A 17,060-nucleotide genomic window follows, 5' to 3' on the forward strand; every position below is an offset into this window, starting at 1 on the left:
CTTTATTGCGCCGCGGCCAGCGTCGACGGCACGACCTGGTATTCGAGCTGCGCCCAGGTCTGCGAGACCTCGCGCCGGAGATCGAGCACCTGCAGTTGCGCATCCAGTTGCGCGCGGCGCGCGGCGAAGGTATCCGCGAGCGAGCCGGCGCCCGCACGGTAGGCCGCGTCCGCCAGTTGCACGCGCTGATCGGCGGCGGGCAGCAATGCGTCGCCGAGATTCGCGATGCGCGCGCGACCGCTCGCGAGCGTCGCGGACTGCGTGCGGATATCGGCCTGCACCTGGCGCAGTGTGTCCTCGTACATCAGGCGGGCCTTCGTCGCGAGCGCGGCCTTTTCGGCGATGTCGCGGTCCTGGCGGTTCTTGCGATTGAGCGGCAGCGGGATCGTGACGCCGACCGACACCATGTTCGAATACGCACCGCCGCGCTGCTGGTACGCGACTTCCCACGTCCAGTTCGGGCTGCGTTCGCTGTTCGCGACGGCGGTATCCGCCTCGGCAACCGCGATATCGTCGGCGGCCGTGATGAGCGCCGGTTGCGACAGGCGCAGCTCGTCCGGCGGCAGCGACGATACGAACGATTCCGGCGCGGGCGGCGTGCCGGTGACGTCGTCGGCCGGCACGGCGGTCCAACGCGACAGCGCGATGAGCGCGGTCTGGTAGACCTGCTGCGCTTTCAGCCGTTGATCCTGCGTCTGCGCGAGCATGGCCCGCGCCTGGACGACATCGGCCGCACTGGCCTTCGCGCCGCGATACGACGCTTTCGTCGCCTCGAGCTCATGGTTCATGTGATCGAGCAACGCCTGCTGCAGCGCGAGCGCCTGCTTCGCGTAGACGGCGTTCAGCCACGCCGTCGCGGTTTGCTGGCGCACGCTCGCGAGCTGCGCGAGATAGCCGGCGCGCTCGCGCCCGACCTGCTCGTTGGCGAGCGCCGAGCGCAGGCGCCGCTTGTCGCCGGACACCCACTCCTGCTCGATGCCGATGCGGCGCATCGTCATGAAGTCCTGGCCGATGGTGAAGCGCTGGCCGCCATTGACCGGCAGGTTGTCGATGCCTGCCTTGAGCATCGGGTCGGGCAGCTGGCCGGCCTTCACGGCCGACTCCGAGCGGGCGCGCACCGACGCCTGGGCGGCCTGCATCGAAGCCGAATGATCGGTGGCGGACTGCAGCGCGGCGTCCAGCGTGAAAGACGGTTGCTGCGCGTGAACGGCGCCCGCAACCAGCAGCGCCGCCCAAAGCATGGGCGCGCGCCGACGCGCACGCCGCGCAGGCGGCGTGCCGAGATGGAATGACATGGTTTAACCCCAACGGCGGAACCCCATAGGGATTCCACGTCCTGATACAGGACGAACCTCACCGCGAATGCGGCGAACCTATCGGATCGGGATCAGCTGATGCGTGGAGGGCGCCACAATCCGTTCGGATCGCGGACCGGGAGAATTTGCGCGTAGTGGAACGCGACGGTACGGGCGTATGCAGCGGGACGACTGACGTCGGCGCGAGCGGCCGGATGATAGAGACTGCCGAACTGGCATTGCGCCGTCAGCTTGCAGGACATGCCCTTCGCCTTCGCGTGAGACGTGTCGGTGGGCGACGACTTCATCGAATCGCAGCCCGGCATGTCGGCGGACATGCCAGCGTTCATGTCCATCGACATGCCCTGCTGCATCATCGGACATTCCCCGGCCAGGCCGCTGGCTGCCAGCCCGCTGATGGGCAGCACCGCGCAGAGCAGCAGCAGCAGGATGGTCCGGAGGAATTTCATGGCGGGGATTATAGCGCGGGGTTTTGCTTTGTGGCGGCGAGTCGGTTCGGCGAAACGGCGGGCCGACTCCGCCACCGGTGCCGCCGCAACACGCTACCGCGCGAGCCCGTCGGCTTCCAGTACCGCCTGCACCGCGGGCCGCGCCCGCACCAGCTCGTACCACGCACGTAGATGCGCATACCGGGTCAGGTCGATATCCGCGTGGTACACCGACCGCATCCATTCGGCCTTGCCCCACCCCGTCAGCGCGAACAGGTACGCATCGGCGACCGTGAACGTGTCGCCGGTCAGGAACGCGTTGCCGTCGAGCTGCCGGTCGATCCACGCGAAACGGCTGTCGAGCTTCGCTCTCGCCGGATCGACGTATTGCCCCGCCTGCACCGCGTACAGCAGCGGAATGAAACCCTTGTGGATTTCCGCCGTGAGAAAGTTCAGCCACTCCATCAGCCGATATCGGCCGAGCGTGCCGTAGGCGGGCGCGAGCGCGGCGGGCGGGCACCGATCCGCGAGATACTGCGCGATCACCGGCCCTTCGCGCAGCAGCGTGCCGTCGTCGAGTTCGAGCAGCGGCACGTAGCCGAGTTCGGTCACCTCGTAGTAATTGCGCCCGTCTTCAATGACATGCTTGCGCGCGTCGACCTTGACGATCTCGGCCTCGATGCCGCCTTCGCGCAGCACGATGCAGATGGCCTGGGAGCAGCTTCCGGGAGCGTGATAGAGCTTCATGCGTGTCCTTCGTGGGTTGTCCATGTATCGATTCGCCGCGACGCGGGCGCTAATATCTCGCATCGGCGCAGGGCTGGGAAGACGGCAGTCGTTTGTGCCGTAGTCACAAAAAATTTACCGACCAGGATTGGGCACGATGAAAACGAGTGCGACAGGATGTTCCGTTGAAGAAGCGATGCGCCTGCTCGGCGGCCGCTGGCGGCTGCTGCTGGTGTCGTATCTGCTCGACGGGCCGCGGCGCTTCAGCGACCTGCGGCGCGACATGCCCGGCATCTCGCAACGGATGCTGACGCTCGACCTGCGCGCACTCGAAGACGCCGGGCTCGTGCGGCGCACCGTCTATCCGGAAGTGCCGGTGCGGGTCGAGTACGATCTGACCGCCGACGGCGACCGGCTGCGGCCGGTGGTCGACGTCATGCGCGAATTCGGGCTGTGGCTGAAGGCGCGCGATGCCGATGCGTCGTGCGATGCCGGTGGGACGCCTCCTGGTACGGAAGCCGCGATCGAAGCGACCCTCCCTTCAACCCGATAACCGTCACCCCCTTACGCAGGAACCCACATTCATGGAACTTCACGCCACGATCGGCGCGGCAACGTCCGATCTCGACGACGACGAAAGCTTCGCCAACATCTACTGTCACGACGCCGAGCAGGACTATTGCTTCGCGCTGTCGCGCTTTCCGGACGACGCGCTGATCGAAGTGATGGTGCGCGACCAGATCAACGTGCGCGTCAAGGATCTGTCGGTGCGCCTGACGGACGACACGATCGAGGTCGAGATCGAACCCGCCCTCGCCGCGCGTCTCGACGGCCAGACGCGCTACGTGATCCATCTCGCGCCCGGTCAATACGATCCGGTCGTGCTGCGCGCCGCGCTGAAGGAGATCTTCGTCGGCAAGAACCGGTTTCAGGACGACAGCACGCGCGGCTAGGCGGTCGTCAGCCCGCTCATCCTCGACCCTCGCTCCTACGTTTGCCCATGATGCGCACCTCGCGATTCCGCCCGCTTCCCCGCCTTGCCGCGACCACGCTGCTGCTCGCCGCCTTCGCATCGATCGCGCCCGCCGCGCATGCGGCGCAACCGCTGCTCACGTTCAAGGTCGACGACACCGTCACGGTCCGCGTCGAACGCGCGGACAGCGCACACATCACCGTGCGCTTCCTGCCGAGCGGCAAGACGCAAACGCTCGACGTCACCGCCGCCGACGAGGAAGGCCACTATCACCTCTCGTCGGACGACTACAACTTCGACGGCCACCGCGATCTCGCCATGCACGCGACGCTCGGGATGGTCAACGACAACTACGGCATCTACCTGTACGACGCCGCGCGCCAGCAGTTCGAGCCGCTGCGCATGCCGGCGGGCAACCTGCCGCATGGCAACTGCGACGACCTCGTCAACGTGGTCACGAAACCGAAAGTGCGCACGCTGTACAGCTCGTGCCGCGGCGGCCCGATCTGGTACACCGATGCGTACCGCTTCGATGCCGGCGGCAGGATGTACCTGTACCAATCCAGCGAAGCGATACCCGACGACCTGCGCGACTTGCTCGACGGCGATTCAGGCCCGTCGTCGATGCTGCTGACCTACGACGAGCACGGCAAGCGCGTATCGCGCCGCCCCGATGCGTACGGCGGCGGCACGGTCACGTTCAAGGTGCGCCCGGCGCGGCTGCCGCTGCACGATGCGATGAACGACGCACCCACGCGCCGCTACGTCGTCGCGGGCGACACGGTCGAGCTGATCGACGCGAGCGCCGATTTCCAGTGGCTGAAGGTGCGGTATCGCAATCCGCACGCCGGTGCGGTGCAGGGCTGGGTCAGCGCGAAGGAAGCGATGGGCAACTGAACCGCGATATCGAGCGGGGATTTTTCACCGACCACGAACTGCTTGAACAGGTACACAACGAAACATTCTTACAAAAATGCATCCGACGTCCGGGAGAAATAACGGATTGCATCGGATGCGATGTTCTTCTATATCAATGAATATTCGCCTCGTTACGCCATCCGGGAAGGGGCTCGGATCCTGATGGATTCCCGTGATGGCGGAAGCCGCGAATCGACCCGGCACGACCGACGCGCCTCGGAGTTCGGCAGAAGTGGGCCGACGATACGGAATCCACTCGACAAAGACTGAAAAGAATCACAGAAGCAGCTTGAGACCAAGGGGACTTGCAATGCGCGAAATCGGAGCGGCACTGATCGCAGTGATCCTTTGCGTTCTTTCGACGGCCGCTCTGGCGGTTGACCTGAGTTACATCCCGTTCACGAAAACAACGATCACGAACCCGCTGGATGCGACCTCCGCCGTCATTGCGTTCAAGCAGGCAGCAAAAAGCGATGCCGCCCTTGCATCCGAGCTCGACGGCGTCGCATCTTCGCTTGCCGTCGTGTTCGTTCCCGGCATCCTGGGCTCGGCGCTCGAAGATACCGCCACTCAGAAAAAGATCTGGGGCAACTTGAGCCTGTCGTATCTCGCGACGCACTACGACGATTTCATCGCGAATCTCGCGCTGCCGCCAGCGCTCATCGACGAGAATGCCCGCAGCACCATCCGGCCCACTGTCCTCGAAAGCATGGCCGGCATGGATTTCTACGGCAAAGCGCTTCGACAGATGAAGCAGGCCACGAACGACCTGCATATCCGGTTCCTGGCATGCGGTTACGACTGGCGACGGGATATCCGCTCAGGCGCGCAGGACCTGGACCGGTGCATCGACACCTTGCCGGCCGGCAGTCGCATCATCATCGTCGCGCACAGCATGGGTGGGCTCGTGTCGTGGCAATGGGCCATGCAGCACGCGCACGATGTCGCGCCAACGCATCGGTTGATGCAACTCGTCACGCTCGGTTCCCCGTTGGTCGGCAGTTGCGAAATCATCCGCATGATCGAGCAAGGGTACGTGCAGCCGACGGTCGGCGACAAGGTCGCGGCCAACAACCAACCGCTGCCGAATCCGCTCGAGGGCTTTGCGACACTGCTCGGGACGATCAAATCCAGCGTCGTCAACGACGTGACCTCTGCCCTCACGCAGGGTGTTCGTCCGCTGATCCTGACCTGGCCGGGCGCGATCGAACTCACCCCTCGTCCGTCGAATCGCGCCGCGGATTTCATTTGCCTTCACGTCCCTCGTCCGGGACGCGACATGGCAGACACGCAGAACGTCAGCTACTACGATCCTGCGTTCTGGGTGCTCCCCATCGGACATAGCCTGCTCGGGCGCTACGAACTGCCGCCGCAATACAAGGACGTCCTCGCCAAGGCACGCGATTTTCGCAGCGGTTTCGTCGCCGCCCCGCTCGACGTGCCTGTATGGCTCTACTACTCGGTGTACTACGAAGTGCCCAACCAGCGCGAAACGCTGGTCGACGCGCACAAAACGACGATCCTCGCGCAATCGGACCGCAGCAAGGACGGTTGGGACACCGTGCAGGGCGACGGTCGCGTGCCGCTCACCAGTGCGAATCTCGCATCCGCGCCCCAAGACATGTTTTCCAACACGACCGGCTTGCTGAGCCCTCACGGCGACCTACCGGCCGATCCCGGCTTCCAGCGTGACTTCCTCGACATCCATCTGCCGAACATACTCGACACGATCGTCGCCACGACCATCGCGCAGGAAAGCACCGCGCACCCGCAATGGCTTTCGGCCTACGTCGCCGCGGGTGGCTCGCGGATCGACGCGTCGGCGGTGCAGACTGCCCTGGCCCCCGCGACTGTCCTGCCGGATTCCGCGATGCAGCTCGATGCGTCGACCCGGCTCGCCATCGACAGCGCCAATCGTTTCAGCGCGCTCGTCTGCGCGACACGGCCATGCGACAAAACGCTCGACGCCGCGCTGGCGAACATCAAAGCCCAGGCACCGCAATACAAAACGCTGGCGGCAGTGGTCAATTTCGACAGCGTTGCCCGCACGCTCGACAAGACCAATCCGAATTTCGTCTTTGCCCAGGGACAAAAAGGTCTCGCGCTCGCCGAGCAGCACGACTGGCTTGCGGCCGCCCATTCGCTGAAACTGGCGATCGACGCCAGCCACGACATTCAAGCAAGCTCTCCTGTCGACAAACCCAAGCTCGCCGCACTGACCGGCCAACTCACGGCCACCAAGGCACGAGCACTGTACGAGGCCGGGTATTGTCGCTCCGCATCCCCGTTGCTGAAGACCGCCGCCGCATACGATGCCTTTTCCAGCGACGCGCTGAAACGCCCGTGCAACGACAGGGCAGGCGTCCTCTTCTGCTTCGACTCGGACGACTATTGCAAGAAATAGCACCCGCACGCAGACGCAACCATGTGCCGGCATGGGATCGCCAGCACACGAATCCCACATATTGAACGCCAGGCATCCCATTAATAGGGATGCCTTTCCAAATGTTGACGCGTTTCACCCCACGGCTCTAACGTTCGCCGCAACGCCATCCGATTCGGCCGCCCCGCTCACGGGCGCCAGCCGGGCAAAGAACACAGGAGACAACCGTGGCCCAATCCGCGTCACGCACCCATGCCAACCCGCAGGAGCGGCCGCACACGCGCGCCGATATCTCGCCCGAATCCGTCGCCCACGCAGCAGCAGCCACACAGCCCAGCCGCAAGCGGCTGCTGATCCTCGCGTTGCTGTTCGTCACGGTCGTGATCAACTATCTCGACCGCAGCAACCTGTCGATCGCCGCGCCCGCGCTGTTCAAGGAACTGAACATCGATCCGGTGCGTGCAGGCCTCGTGTTCTCCGCATTCGGCTGGACCTACGCGCTGATGCAGATCCCGGGCGGCTGGCTCGTCGACAAGGTGTCGCCGCGCGTGCTGTATGCCGGCGCGCTCGCGCTGTGGTCGGCCGCGACGCTGCTGCTCGGTTTCGCGGGTTCGTTCGTCGGGCTGATCGTGCTGCGCCTCGCGGTCGGTGCGCTCGAAGCGCCGGCCTACCCGATCAACAACCGCGTGGTGACGACCTGGTTCCCGACCCGCGAGCGCGCGAGCGCGATTGGCGGCTATACGTCGGGGCAGTTCGTCGGCCTCGCGTTCCTCACGCCGGTGCTCGCATGGCTGCAGGTGCATCTCGGCTGGCACATGGTGTTCGTCGCGACCGGCCTCGCCGGCGTCGCCTGGGCCGCGATCTGGTATGCGGTGTACCGCGAGCCGCGCGCGTTTCGCGGCGTCAACGCGGCCGAGATCGCGCTGATCCGCGACGGCGGCGGCCTCGTCGATCTCGAAGACCGTATCGCGGCGCGCGGCGAACGCGCGCCGTCGACGTGGCGCGATCTCGGCGTCGTGCTCGGCCGGCGCAAGCTGTGGGGCATCTATCTCGGCCAGTTCGCGCTGAACTCGACGCTGTGGTTCTTCCTCACGTGGTTCCCGACCTACCTCGTCAAGTATCGCGGGATGGACTTCATCAAGTCGGGCTTCCTCGCGTCGCTGCCGTTCCTCGCCGCATTCGTCGGCGTGCTGTGCTCGGGCGTGCTGTCGGACTGGCTGATGCGCCGCGGCGCCTCGCAGGGCTTCGCGCGCAAGCTGCCGATCATCTCGGGCCTGCTGATCTCGACCTGCATCATCGGCGCGAACTACGTCACGTCGACCGGCTGGGTGATCGCGTTCATGACGATCGCGTTCTTCGGCAACGGCTTCGCGTCGATCACGTGGTCGCTGGTGTCGGGGCTCGCGCCCGCGCGGCTGCTCGGCCTCACGGGCGGCGTGTTCAACCTGATCGGCAACCTGTCCGCGATCGCGACGCCGATCGTGATCGGGCTGCTCGTGAACGGCGCCGACTTCTCGCGCGCGATCACCTACATCGCCGCGATGGCGCTTGCGGGCAGCCTGTCGTACGGGCTGCTCGTCGGCAAGGTCGAGCGCATCGACGCATGAGCGTCGCGCGGGCGGCACGTGCATGCCGCCCTGCGTAACCGCTACCGCTGGCTGCGCGCCGCGCGCCGCGTCAGAACCGCCGGGCCCCGTCGCGCGCGAGATCGTGCGGATTGCCGGCCACGTAGTCGAGCACGCACGCGTCGGTATCGATGGCGACGGTCGGCAGCGTCGACGCGCTCACGCGTGCAGTGCGCGCCATGTCGATCGCGTCCTGCGCGGTCCGTCGAACGCATGAAACGTGATCTTCGCGGCGCCCCAACGCATCGGCCCGGGCGGGATGCAGCTCGGGCTCTGGTTCGCGATGTCGAGCTTGGCGCTCGGGGCCGTCTCGGTCGAAGGAGGTTCAGCCCCATGAAAGCGCCGAACCGGCTCGCCGCGACGCCGTAGCCCGTATCGCCGGCGGCGAACACGGCCTTGTCGCCGAGATGGCGCTTCGCGAACACCGAGCCGCGCGAGTTGCTCGCCGGTCAGCGGCTCGGTCGCGAGCACGTGGTCGCGGTCACGAGCGGCGTGTGCTCGTACCGCTTCACGCCGAGCTTCAGCGCCGCACGCTTCAGCCCCCACGCAAGCTTCGCCGGATGCGCGATGCCGCTGCGGTTGCGCGACCACGGCGCGCCGGCGAACAGCGGCGAATTCAGTTTGGTCATCCGAATCTTTCGACTCTTGATTGAAAAAAGCACGGACAAAGTTACTCATTTACACTGCCCCGGTATGCCCCCTTTCGGGGGGCACAAGCGGCGTTTTCCGGGGCGAACGGGTCGGCAGGACAACCGGCGGTGTTTCCCCCTAATGACGCTTTTCGTTGCCGACGCTACAATCCGCCCGCTTTTCACCCGGGGAACCGCATGCTGCTCGACGTGAACCCCTTCCACCGCGACAACGACCGCTTCAACGTGTCGTTCAAGGCGCTGGGCGAGCTGATCGAGACGGTCGGCACGCCGCACTTCGTGCCGCGCCTCACGCAACTGCTGAACGACGTGGTGCCGCTCGACGTCGCGCACGTCGAACGCTCGCGCGTCGACGGCTCGATGCCCACCGGCTACCGATGCGAATGGATCGGCAGCAGCGGCATCGATACCGCATCCGCCGAAATCTCCGCCGTGATGACGCTCTACTACGAGCGCTTTCTCGACAGCGACCCGCTGTTCGCCGGGCTGCGCGGCAAGACGGGCACGATGCTCGTGGTGCGCGACATCGCGGCGATCCCGCCCGGCGAATTCCGCCAGCGGCTGTTCGACGACGTGCATATCGGGCACGAATGCGTGCTCGCGCGCGGCACGCGCTATTCGCAGCATTCGATCGCGCTGGAGCGCGGCCGCGACCGGCCGCCGTTCACGCTCGCCGAGATGAACCGCTTTCGCAGCATCAGCGACGTGCTGTTCCCGCTGCTCGAACTGCACGCGTCGACCACGGCCGTGCGGCGCGTCGCGCACCCGACGCCCGACGTCCATCCGCTCGCGCAGTTCGATGCGCGGATCGCGGCCGACGGCGTGAAGCTGTCGAAGCGCGAATACGAAACCTGCAAGCACCTGCTCTCCGGCAAGACCGTGCCTGAGACGGCCGAGATCCTCGGCGTGCGCGTCGCGTCGGCCGAGTCGTACGTGAAGCGCGCGTTCGCGAAGCTCGGCGTGCGCACGAAGCGCGAACTCGCCGCGTGGGGGGCAGCCGCCACCGTGTTCCCTTGCGCCGGCCCGCACGACGGCGCCGCGCCGCCGGCCGTCCCGCGCTGACACGCCCGGCCGCGCCGCCACGTTCGGTTGCGCCGCGTCGATACGGCGGCGCCACTTGCATCGAGCCCCGTCGATGTAAACGTTGCGACTTCAAAATCTTCGCGCGGGCGTTCTCCTCTACCATCGGCCGATCGCTTTACCTGAGAAAAAGGAGACGGCCCATGCCCCGCGAGCTGAATCAGCCGATGGGCGGCAACGCCACGATGATGCGGCCGCCGACAACCCGCGGTGGACCGACGAAGTGTTCGGCCCCGTCGCATGCGTGAAATCGTTCCGCACCGATGACGAGGCGATCGCGCTCGCGAACGACACGCGCTACGGGCTCGTCGCGACCGTCGTGACGCGCGATGCGGAGCTCGCGAAGCAATTCCAGCAGCGTGTGCGCGCGGGGCTCGTGTGGATCAACGCGCCCCAGCTCAACTACCAGCATGTGTGCTGGGGCGGGTTCGGGCTCGGCGGGATCAGCCGCGAACTCGGCGTTGCAGGGCTGCGCAGCTATCAGGCGCTGCGCCACGCAATGCGCGTGATCGACTGACCAAGCGGGGCCTTTCAGGTCGTAGGCTGCACCGAGTCTCGCACACGGTGCCGTTTCTTTTGGTGCTTCGCAGAATTTCCGGGAGCGAACCGGGCAATCGGCGCCCGTCGATCATGCGTTTGCACGGTGCACGAACCCGCTTCAATGCGACAGCGCCGCCGCATGGTCGTGCTCGCGCAGCGGGTCCGGAATCGCGCATTCCGCGAGCCCGCCCTCATCGATCCACGCGCGCGTGCGTTCCGCGGCCTTGTCGATCAGTCGCGCGCACTGCGAGTAATCGTATGACGATACGTCGAGCGGACACAGCGGCGGCACGACATGGATTTGCGCGCGCGCCGCGTACAGTTCCAGATCGCGCACCAGTTGCCGCGCGATCACGAGCGTCAGCGCGTGCGTCGCATGCGCGATCGCACTGCGCGGCGGCACGCGCAACGCGCAGGCGAACCCGGCCGGCAGCACGACGATCCGCTTGACGCCGAGCGCGATCGCAACCGAGATCGGCGTATTGTTCGCGACGCCGCCGTCGACGAGTTCCAGGCCGCCGATGCTGACCGACGGAAACACGCCGGGAATCGCCGCGCTGGCCTGCACGGCATCCACGACCGGGCCGGCGGACAGCACGACTTCGCGGCCGCTCAGCACGTCGGTCGCGACGATGTGGAGCGGCAACGCGGCCTGCTCGATCCGCCGGTACGGCAGGTTGGTTTCCAGCAGCAGGCGCAGCGCGTCGGCCTCGACCAGATGCGGCCGGTTGCGCAGCAGCATCGCGATGATGCTGCGCATCGAGAACGGCATCACGTCCTGGCGGCGGATTCTGCACCACAGCGCGGCGAGCATCGCGACGCCGTCCGCATCCGGCCGGCCGGCGAAATAGGCGGCATTGATCGCGCCCGCCGACGCGCCGACGACGCAATCAGGCCGTTCGCCGCTCGCGACCAGTTCGCGGAGCATGCCGACCTCGATGGCGCCAAGACTGCCGCCGCCGGCGAACACGAAGGCGGTCGAGGGAGTGGGATCGGACGTCACGGCGCGCCCTCCTGCGGTTGGCTGCGACAGCGCTTTCTCCATGATGGATCGTGCGGTGCTCCGGATGTCCTGATGAAAACCCTGCCAGCATGCGGGCCCACCGGTTGTCCGGCGCGGCGTGCGGCGCGTTGCGCTTCCCGGAATCCGGCGATGCGCCATCGTTGAGACGGGCTACGTCATTCCCGCCCTGTTTCCGGCTCGCATCCATGCAGAGAACGCGTGACGACATGTTCTCCGATTCGTTCAGCAACGACCCGGCCGCGATGCGCGACGCGGTCGCCGCGCTTGAGCGCGTCGACTTGCTGTTTGTCGGGCTATGCGTCGAGTACGTGATGGCGCGTCACGCGTCGGCATCGCTCGCCGTTTCGCCCACGCCCCCGGCCCCTGCCGCAATGCCGCTCACCGGCCATTCAACCGCGCCCTACCGACCGCGCCACGCCGCGTTGCCCGGTGATTCCCGCGGAATTTCGCGCGTTATATTCCATGGTATATTTCGCGAATCTTTCGCGCATCCGTCCCCGGCCCGACCACGCCGGACAGAGGTCAACATGCACGCTCCGCCCTTTCGCCTTGCCCGCACGGCGGATCTCTCGTCGCCCGGCGGCACCCTGCCCGTGGCAACCGGCGTGCGGGTCGATCCATGCTGCGCGCCGTCGCGCGCGCAACTGACCGAGCTGAAGCGCCGCACGCGCTTGTCCGAGCTGGATGCGAACCTGCACTGCTCGATCATCGGCACCTGCCTGACCACGCACGAACTGCGCAGGCTCGTGCCGAAGTTCACCGACCTCGACCGCCAGCACGCGACCGACCTCGAGATCCATCACGCGGCCGTCGCGCTCGCGATCGACGGCACGGCGGGCGCCAAGGCCTTGCACAAGGCGCTCGACGCGCGCTACGCCGGCGCGATCCACGCGTTCGACAACGCGCAGGACGCGGACGAACTCCTCGCGCGCTGGAAGGATGCGCTGCAGAGCGGCGACATTGCGCCCGCGTACTGGGCGCTGATGACGCATCCGCGCACGACGATGGCCGTACGCCAGGCCGCGTTCGGCGACCTGCACATGCTGTCGCACCTGGTCGGCGCGGCCAATCGCGCCGATATCCGGCGGCTGGTCGCGCTGGAGGAAGAGAATGCGGCGCTGCACGCGAAGATCGAACGGCAGCAGGCGCGCCTGCACGAAATGAGCGCGCAGCGCGACGCAGCGCGACAGGAACGGGATGCCCTCGCCGCACGCCAGAACGCGCAGCCGCCGGCGGCGGCGGAAAGCATATTGCGTGACGAAGTGCATGCGCTGCGCGACGCACTGGCCGCGCGCGACGAACGGCTCGCGCTGCATACGAGCCGCCGCGAGGCGGCCGAGCAGCGGATCGCCGCGGAACAGGCGAGCGCCCGCGCGATGCGCGCGCGGCTCGACGACCTGATGGCGATGGTGAAGACGCTGCGTGCCGAAGCGAGCGCGATCGAACAGGCGGTGCAGGCGTCGGCGGACGAGCCGGCCGAGCGCGCGGCCAATCCGCTGTCGATTCTGCAGGGCATGCGTCTCGTGTACGTCGGCGGGCGGCCGGGCTCGAACCGCGCGATCAAGCGGATCGTCGAAACGGCGGGCGGCGAGGTGACGCTGCACGACGGCGGCATCGAGGATCGCAAGGGCCTGCTGGCGGCGGCGCTGCCGGGCGCGCACATGGTCGTGTTCCCGGTCGACTGTATCGACCACGATTCGGCAAACCAGCTCAAGCGCATCTGCGAACGCCACCACATCGCGTACTACCCGCTGCGGACGGCGAGCGTCGCCAGTTTCGTCGAGCTGATCGGGCGGCTCGATGCGCAGGCGCGCGACGTCACGCCGCCGGAGGCCGCCAGGGGTGGCATGGGCGGCACGCCGCGCATTTGCCTGCGGCATGGCTAGGGCGTGGTTCGCTTCGCCGCATGCGGTGCGCGCGGCGCTTCAGGGTGCCAATGAAAGCCCGTCGTCAGCGTGAACGGGCCGCAGGCCAGCGCACGCTTCAGCGCCTGACCATTTTCGTGAGCGCGGCGATGTCGGCCGCGCAAGCCGCGTAAGCACGCGCCTCGATCCCGCGATAGAGCCGGATGATCTCCTCGCCGACCGGCGTGAGCACGCTGCCGCCGCCGCTCTGCCCGCCATGTTCGGACACCGTCGCCGGCGATTTCAGCGAGCGGTTCAACTCGTCCATCAGCAACCACGCACGCCGATACGACATCTTCAGGCTGCGCGCCGCCGCCGAAATCGAACCGTGCTCGCGCACGGCTTCGAGCAGCGCAACCTTGCCCGGCCCGAGCGCGATCGTATCGGCTTGCTGGATACGCATCCTGAACCGCACCTCAGGCTTGGGGTGTGCCGGTTTCTTCATGTTGTCCTGCCCTTTGAACGATGCGGGCAAGCATACACGATGGCCGGTGCAGCCCGCGCCGGATCAGACCTCGAGCACGCGCGCGACGATGCCGGCCAGCCGCTTCACGTGGCGCGGCGCCGGCAGGAGGTCGGCGCCCGGGAACAGCCGCGGCGCGCCGTCGTCGATCGACAGCGGCGCGCCGCCGCACTCGAACACGACGATCGCGTGTTCGCCAACGGGCGTGTTGAACAGTTCATGCCAGGAAAACGTGACCGCGTAGCCGTCGTGCGCATGCGCGCCGCATGCGCGCCGCATGGGCGGCATGACGGCGGCCGATCGCGCCCCACACCGCCCGGCGCTACGCCAGCACGATGTTCTTGATGGCCTTCCTGATGCTCTTGAAGCTGTCGACCGATTCCGCCTTCGAGTCCGTCACCAGCGCGCCGATCCGCGCCGGCTCGCAGAAGCCGATCCGGCTGTTCGTGCCGAGCTTGCTGAAATCCGCCAGGATCGCGACGTCCGCCGCGTTGCTGACCATCGCGCGCGCCACTTCGGTTTCCATCCGGTCATAGTTGGTCGCGCCGCGGACGGCATCGACGCCCACCGGCGACAGCAGCGCGAGGTCGGCGCGGTAGCGGAAGATCTCGGCAACCGTGCCGTCGCCGACGGTCGCGGCCGCGCGGCTGCCGATCATCCCGCCGAGCAGGATCGTTTCGTTGTTCGCCTGCGTCGGGTCGCTCGAGCGCATCTTCAGTGCGACGTCGATCGAGTTCGTGATGATCGTGAGGCCCGACAGCTTCGCCAGCTCCTCGGCCAGCAGCGTCGTGGTCGTGCCTGCGTCGATGAACAACGTCTGCGAGCCCGTGACCAGCCGGGCCGCCGCGCGGGCGATCGCCAGCTTCGCTTTCACGTGCGTCTGCGCGCGTTCGGCGATCGGCGCTTCGTCGCCTACCTGCACCGCACCGCCATGTACGCGCTTCAGTTCACCGAGCGCCTCGAGATCGACGAGATCGCGCCGCACGGTTTCCCGCGACACGTTCAGTTCAGCCATGATCCGGTCGGTGGAAACGCGCTGCATCTTCGATAACAGAAGCCGGATCCTCTGGTATCGCTCTTCTTGCCACATGGAATGTCCTCGGAATGAACGTCAATGTTATTCGAACGGCGAACTAGGCTGCGCTCTCCTCCATCTTTTTGATGCCCACGAGGGTCTGCAGGGATTGACGGACTGCCTGGAACTCGCTGCTCGTCATCTTTGAAAACACCACGTGGATGCGGTCGTCGTCCGGCGCGGCATCGTCCTGTTCGATGATGAACTGGACGATGCGCGCCTGGTCGATGCCGGGCATCGCCTGCAGCGACGTCAGCTTCACCGCGCCGCGGCTCGCGAGGATACGGACGCCCCAACGCTGCCGCACGGCGAAGAAGCGCTTCTCGATCGGCTTCAGGCCGGCCAGGATCGCGAGCACGATCACCGTCGCGGCGATCGCGGCCACGTACATGCCGCCGCCCACGGCCAGCCCGACCGCCGCCACGACCCACAGGCTCGCCGCGGTCGTCAGGCCGCGAATGATCTCGCCGCGCAGCATGATCGAACCGGCGCCGAGAAAGCCGATGCCCGACACCACCTGCGCGGCGACCCGCGACGGGTCCAGCGACACATTTTTCGCGTTCTGGATATCCGCGAAACCGAACGCCGACACGACCATCACGAGCGCGGCGCCCACGGCCACGAGCATGTGCGTGCGCAATCCGGCCGCCCATGACAGGCGCTCGCGCTCGATGCCGACGATGCTGCCGAGCAATGCCGCCAGCAACAGGCGGGATACGATTTCCATCTGACTGATCATGCGAGATCTCCTTGCTTTGCGTGGTCTACCTGATGAAGCACGGCCCGCCTGGGCCGTCGCCCGATGCTTCCTGCCGTCACCCGCCCGTCGCCGGGCCGGCAACCGGCAAGTTGTATTTTTGTGCGATCTTGCGATTTTGTGCGTTCTAATATACGGTACGAAAAACGACAAAGCCAGACCCAAATTCGTTTGTTTCATCCGATCAGCACGATCAATCGTCAGACCATTCAGGCAACACGATCCGGAACACTTGCTTAGGAGACCAACATGATGAAGAAGGCATGGATGCTGGCTGCAACACTGCTGGCGGCGCTGGCCACGGCCCCCGTTCACGCGTCGGAAGGCGACACCTGCAAAAAGGTGACGCTCGGCGATGTCGGCTGGAGCGACATCGCGGCCACCACCGGCGTCGCGATGATGCTGCTCGACGGGCTCGGCTACGAGGCGACCAAGACGATCGCGTCGCCGCCGATCGTGCTGGCCGGCGTGAAGAAGGCGCAAATCGACGCGTTTCTCGGCTACTGGGATCCGAGCATGACACCGACGGTGAAGCCGTTCGTCGATGCCGGCGCCGTCCACCAGTTGCCGCAGCCCAACCTGGTCGGCGCGCGCTACACGCTGGCCGTGCCGCAATACGCGTCGGACAAGGGCCTCAAGCGCTTTGCCGATATCGCGAAGTTCCGCGACCAGCTCGACGGCAAGATCTACGGGATCGGCGCCGGCAACAACGGCAACGCGCTGATCCAGCGGATGATCGACAAGAACGAGTTCGGGCTCGGCGGCTTCAAGCTGGTCGAATCGAGCGAGGCCGGGATGCTCGTGCAGGTCACGCGCGCGGTGCAGGAGCACCGGATGATCGTGTTCCTCGCGTGGGAGCCGCACCCGATGAACATCAACTTCAAGATCGCCTATCTCGACGGCGGCGACGGCGTGTTCGGCCCGAACTACGGCTCGGCGAAGGTTTATACGCTCGTCACGCCCGGCTATCTCGAACGCTGCCCGAACGTCGGCCGGCTGCTGACCAACCTGACGTTCACGACCGACGAAGAGAACCAGCTGATGGTGCCGATCATGAATCACGCCGATCCGGTCGCCGTCGCGAAGGAGTGGGCGAAGAAGAACCCCGGCGTGCTGTCGAAGTGGCTCGACGGCGTCACGACCATCGACGGCAAGAACGCGAAGGACGCGATCGAGAAGCTCATCGGCGCATGAACAC

The 17,060-nt window shown here is 66.4% G+C and carries 16 protein-coding genes and 3 pseudogenes; 9 read left to right on the plus strand and 10 right to left on the minus strand.

Features of this window, described 5'->3' with window-relative positions:
- Nucleotides 1-2 precede the first annotated feature (2 nt).
- The 3 genes from ACPTTC_RS31585 to ACPTTC_RS31595 all read right to left on the minus strand — a co-directional run bounded on the left by ACPTTC_RS31585 (nt 3) and on the right by ACPTTC_RS31595 (nt 2,491).
- Entirely contained in the window at nt 3-1,295 is a 1,293-nt protein-coding gene (locus tag ACPTTC_RS31585) for a TolC family protein (protein ID WP_423395325.1), read from the minus strand.
- Nucleotides 1,296-1,387: 92 nt separating this feature from the next.
- Nucleotides 1,388-1,765: a hypothetical protein gene (locus tag ACPTTC_RS31590; protein ID WP_423395326.1), complete on the minus strand. Its 378-nt coding sequence runs from the start codon at nt 1,763-1,765 to the stop codon at nt 1,388-1,390.
- Between the two features lie 93 nt (nt 1,766-1,858).
- Entirely contained in the window at nt 1,859-2,491 is a 633-nt protein-coding gene (locus tag ACPTTC_RS31595; protein ID WP_423395327.1) for a glutathione S-transferase C-terminal domain-containing protein, read from the minus strand.
- Nucleotides 2,492-2,627: 136 nt separating this feature from the next.
- Here ACPTTC_RS31595 and ACPTTC_RS31600 point away from each other — a divergent pair, with 136 nt between their 5' ends.
- From ACPTTC_RS31600 to ACPTTC_RS31620, 5 genes are all read left to right on the plus strand, one after another.
- Nucleotides 2,628-3,023, plus strand: coding sequence for a winged helix-turn-helix transcriptional regulator (locus ACPTTC_RS31600; RefSeq protein ID WP_226199002.1), 396 nt, complete (start codon nt 2,628-2,630; stop codon nt 3,021-3,023).
- A gap of 31 nt (nt 3,024-3,054) precedes the next feature.
- Nucleotides 3,055-3,423 carry a hypothetical protein gene (locus ACPTTC_RS31605; protein WP_423395328.1) on the plus strand — a complete coding sequence of 123 codons (369 nt, stop codon included), beginning with the start codon at nt 3,055-3,057 and terminating at the stop codon, nt 3,421-3,423.
- Nucleotides 3,424-3,470: 47 nt separating this feature from the next.
- On the plus strand, nt 3,471-4,340 hold the full coding sequence (locus ACPTTC_RS31610) for an XAC2610-related protein (protein ID WP_423395329.1): 870 nt from the start codon (nt 3,471-3,473) through the stop codon (nt 4,338-4,340).
- Nucleotides 4,341-4,671: 331 nt separating this feature from the next.
- Nucleotides 4,672-6,765, plus strand: a complete 2,094-nt coding sequence (locus tag ACPTTC_RS31615) for an esterase/lipase family protein (RefSeq protein WP_423395330.1) — start codon at nt 4,672-4,674, stop codon at nt 6,763-6,765.
- Nucleotides 6,766-6,971: 206 nt separating this feature from the next.
- Nucleotides 6,972-8,351, plus strand: a complete 1,380-nt coding sequence (locus ACPTTC_RS31620) for an MFS transporter (RefSeq protein ID WP_423395331.1) — start codon at nt 6,972-6,974, stop codon at nt 8,349-8,351.
- Between the two features lie 70 nt (nt 8,352-8,421).
- Here the strand turns inward: ACPTTC_RS31620 and ACPTTC_RS31625 are convergent, their stop codons facing one another.
- Both ACPTTC_RS31625 and ACPTTC_RS31630 read right to left on the minus strand, forming a co-directional pair.
- Nucleotides 8,422-8,550 (minus strand): hypothetical protein, encoded by a 129-nt coding sequence (locus ACPTTC_RS31625; RefSeq protein WP_423395332.1) that lies wholly within the window; start codon nt 8,548-8,550, stop codon nt 8,422-8,424.
- Between the two features lie 20 nt (nt 8,551-8,570).
- A pseudogene (locus tag ACPTTC_RS31630) lies at nt 8,571-8,998 on the minus strand (FAD-dependent oxidoreductase); the annotation flags it as partial.
- Between the two features lie 198 nt (nt 8,999-9,196).
- Here ACPTTC_RS31630 and ACPTTC_RS31635 point away from each other — a divergent pair.
- Nucleotides 9,197-10,081, plus strand: coding sequence for a helix-turn-helix transcriptional regulator (locus ACPTTC_RS31635; protein WP_423395333.1), 885 nt, complete (start codon nt 9,197-9,199; stop codon nt 10,079-10,081).
- Nucleotides 10,082-10,286: 205 nt separating this feature from the next.
- A pseudogene (locus ACPTTC_RS31640) lies at nt 10,287-10,616 on the plus strand (aldehyde dehydrogenase family protein); the annotation flags it as partial.
- A 141-nt stretch (nt 10,617-10,757) separates the two neighbouring features.
- Here ACPTTC_RS31640 and ACPTTC_RS31645 read toward each other — a convergent pair.
- The gene (locus ACPTTC_RS31645; RefSeq protein ID WP_423395334.1) at nt 10,758-11,642 is read right to left on the minus strand and encodes a patatin-like phospholipase family protein; all 885 of its coding nucleotides are present in this window, start codon (nt 11,640-11,642) and stop codon (nt 10,758-10,760) included.
- A 548-nt stretch (nt 11,643-12,190) separates the two neighbouring features.
- Between ACPTTC_RS31645 and ACPTTC_RS31650 the strand changes: the two genes are divergently transcribed.
- A complete protein-coding gene (locus tag ACPTTC_RS31650) occupies nt 12,191-13,549 on the plus strand; it encodes a DUF2325 domain-containing protein (RefSeq protein WP_423395335.1) in 1,359 nt (452 codons plus the stop codon).
- A gap of 97 nt (nt 13,550-13,646) precedes the next feature.
- Here ACPTTC_RS31650 and ACPTTC_RS31655 read toward each other — a convergent pair whose 3' ends face one another.
- The 4 genes and pseudogenes from ACPTTC_RS31655 to ACPTTC_RS31670 all read right to left on the minus strand — a co-directional run bounded on the left by ACPTTC_RS31655 (nt 13,647) and on the right by ACPTTC_RS31670 (nt 15,844).
- Nucleotides 13,647-13,970, minus strand: a complete 324-nt coding sequence (locus ACPTTC_RS31655) for a LysR family transcriptional regulator (protein WP_175957278.1) — start codon at nt 13,968-13,970, stop codon at nt 13,647-13,649.
- A 105-nt stretch (nt 13,971-14,075) separates the two neighbouring features.
- Nucleotides 14,076-14,291 (minus strand): annotated as a pseudogene (locus tag ACPTTC_RS31660) (molybdopterin-binding protein); the annotation flags it as partial.
- A 61-nt stretch (nt 14,292-14,352) separates the two neighbouring features.
- The gene (locus ACPTTC_RS31665) at nt 14,353-15,120 is read right to left on the minus strand and encodes a DeoR/GlpR family DNA-binding transcription regulator (RefSeq protein WP_423395336.1); all 768 of its coding nucleotides are present in this window, start codon (nt 15,118-15,120) and stop codon (nt 14,353-14,355) included.
- A gap of 43 nt (nt 15,121-15,163) precedes the next feature.
- A complete protein-coding gene (locus ACPTTC_RS31670; RefSeq protein ID WP_423395337.1) occupies nt 15,164-15,844 on the minus strand; it encodes an MgtC/SapB family protein in 681 nt (226 codons plus the stop codon).
- Between the two features lie 267 nt (nt 15,845-16,111).
- Here ACPTTC_RS31670 and ACPTTC_RS31675 point away from each other — a divergent pair, with 267 nt between their 5' ends.
- Entirely contained in the window at nt 16,112-17,056 is a 945-nt protein-coding gene (locus tag ACPTTC_RS31675) for a choline ABC transporter substrate-binding protein (protein ID WP_423395338.1), read from the plus strand.
- Nucleotides 17,057-17,060: the final 4 nt, after the last annotated feature.

Source organism: Burkholderia mycopellens (assembly GCF_964265025.1).
Taxonomy (GTDB): Bacteria; Pseudomonadota; Gammaproteobacteria; order Burkholderiales; family Burkholderiaceae; genus Burkholderia.

Bases quoted from the DNA above. Each gene is read 5' to 3' on its own strand.
- ACPTTC_RS31585 (WP_423395325.1), bottom strand. From the start codon at position 1,295: ATGTCATTCCATCTCGGCACGCCGCCTGCGCGGCGTGCGCGTCGGCGC.
- ACPTTC_RS31590 (WP_423395326.1), bottom strand. From the start codon at position 1,765: ATGAAATTCCTCCGGACCATCCTGCTGCTGCTGCTCTGCGCGGTGCTG.
- ACPTTC_RS31595 (WP_423395327.1), bottom strand. From the start codon at position 2,491: ATGAAGCTCTATCACGCTCCCGGAAGCTGCTCCCAGGCCATCTGCATC.
- ACPTTC_RS31600 (WP_226199002.1), top strand. From the start codon at position 2,628: ATGAAAACGAGTGCGACAGGATGTTCCGTTGAAGAAGCGATGCGCCTG.
- ACPTTC_RS31605 (WP_423395328.1), top strand. From the start codon at position 3,055: ATGGAACTTCACGCCACGATCGGCGCGGCAACGTCCGATCTCGACGAC.
- ACPTTC_RS31610 (WP_423395329.1), top strand. From the start codon at position 3,471: ATGATGCGCACCTCGCGATTCCGCCCGCTTCCCCGCCTTGCCGCGACC.
- ACPTTC_RS31615 (WP_423395330.1), top strand. From the start codon at position 4,672: ATGCGCGAAATCGGAGCGGCACTGATCGCAGTGATCCTTTGCGTTCTT.
- ACPTTC_RS31625 (WP_423395332.1), bottom strand. From the start codon at position 8,550: ATGGCGCGCACTGCACGCGTGAGCGCGTCGACGCTGCCGACCGTCGCC.
- ACPTTC_RS31635 (WP_423395333.1), top strand. From the start codon at position 9,197: ATGCTGCTCGACGTGAACCCCTTCCACCGCGACAACGACCGCTTCAAC.
- ACPTTC_RS31650 (WP_423395335.1), top strand. From the start codon at position 12,191: ATGCACGCTCCGCCCTTTCGCCTTGCCCGCACGGCGGATCTCTCGTCG.
- ACPTTC_RS31655 (WP_175957278.1), bottom strand. From the start codon at position 13,970: ATGCGTATCCAGCAAGCCGATACGATCGCGCTCGGGCCGGGCAAGGTT.
- ACPTTC_RS31665 (WP_423395336.1), bottom strand. From the start codon at position 15,120: ATGTGGCAAGAAGAGCGATACCAGAGGATCCGGCTTCTGTTATCGAAG.
- ACPTTC_RS31670 (WP_423395337.1), bottom strand. From the start codon at position 15,844: ATGATCAGTCAGATGGAAATCGTATCCCGCCTGTTGCTGGCGGCATTG.
- ACPTTC_RS31675 (WP_423395338.1), top strand. From the start codon at position 16,112: ATGATGAAGAAGGCATGGATGCTGGCTGCAACACTGCTGGCGGCGCTG.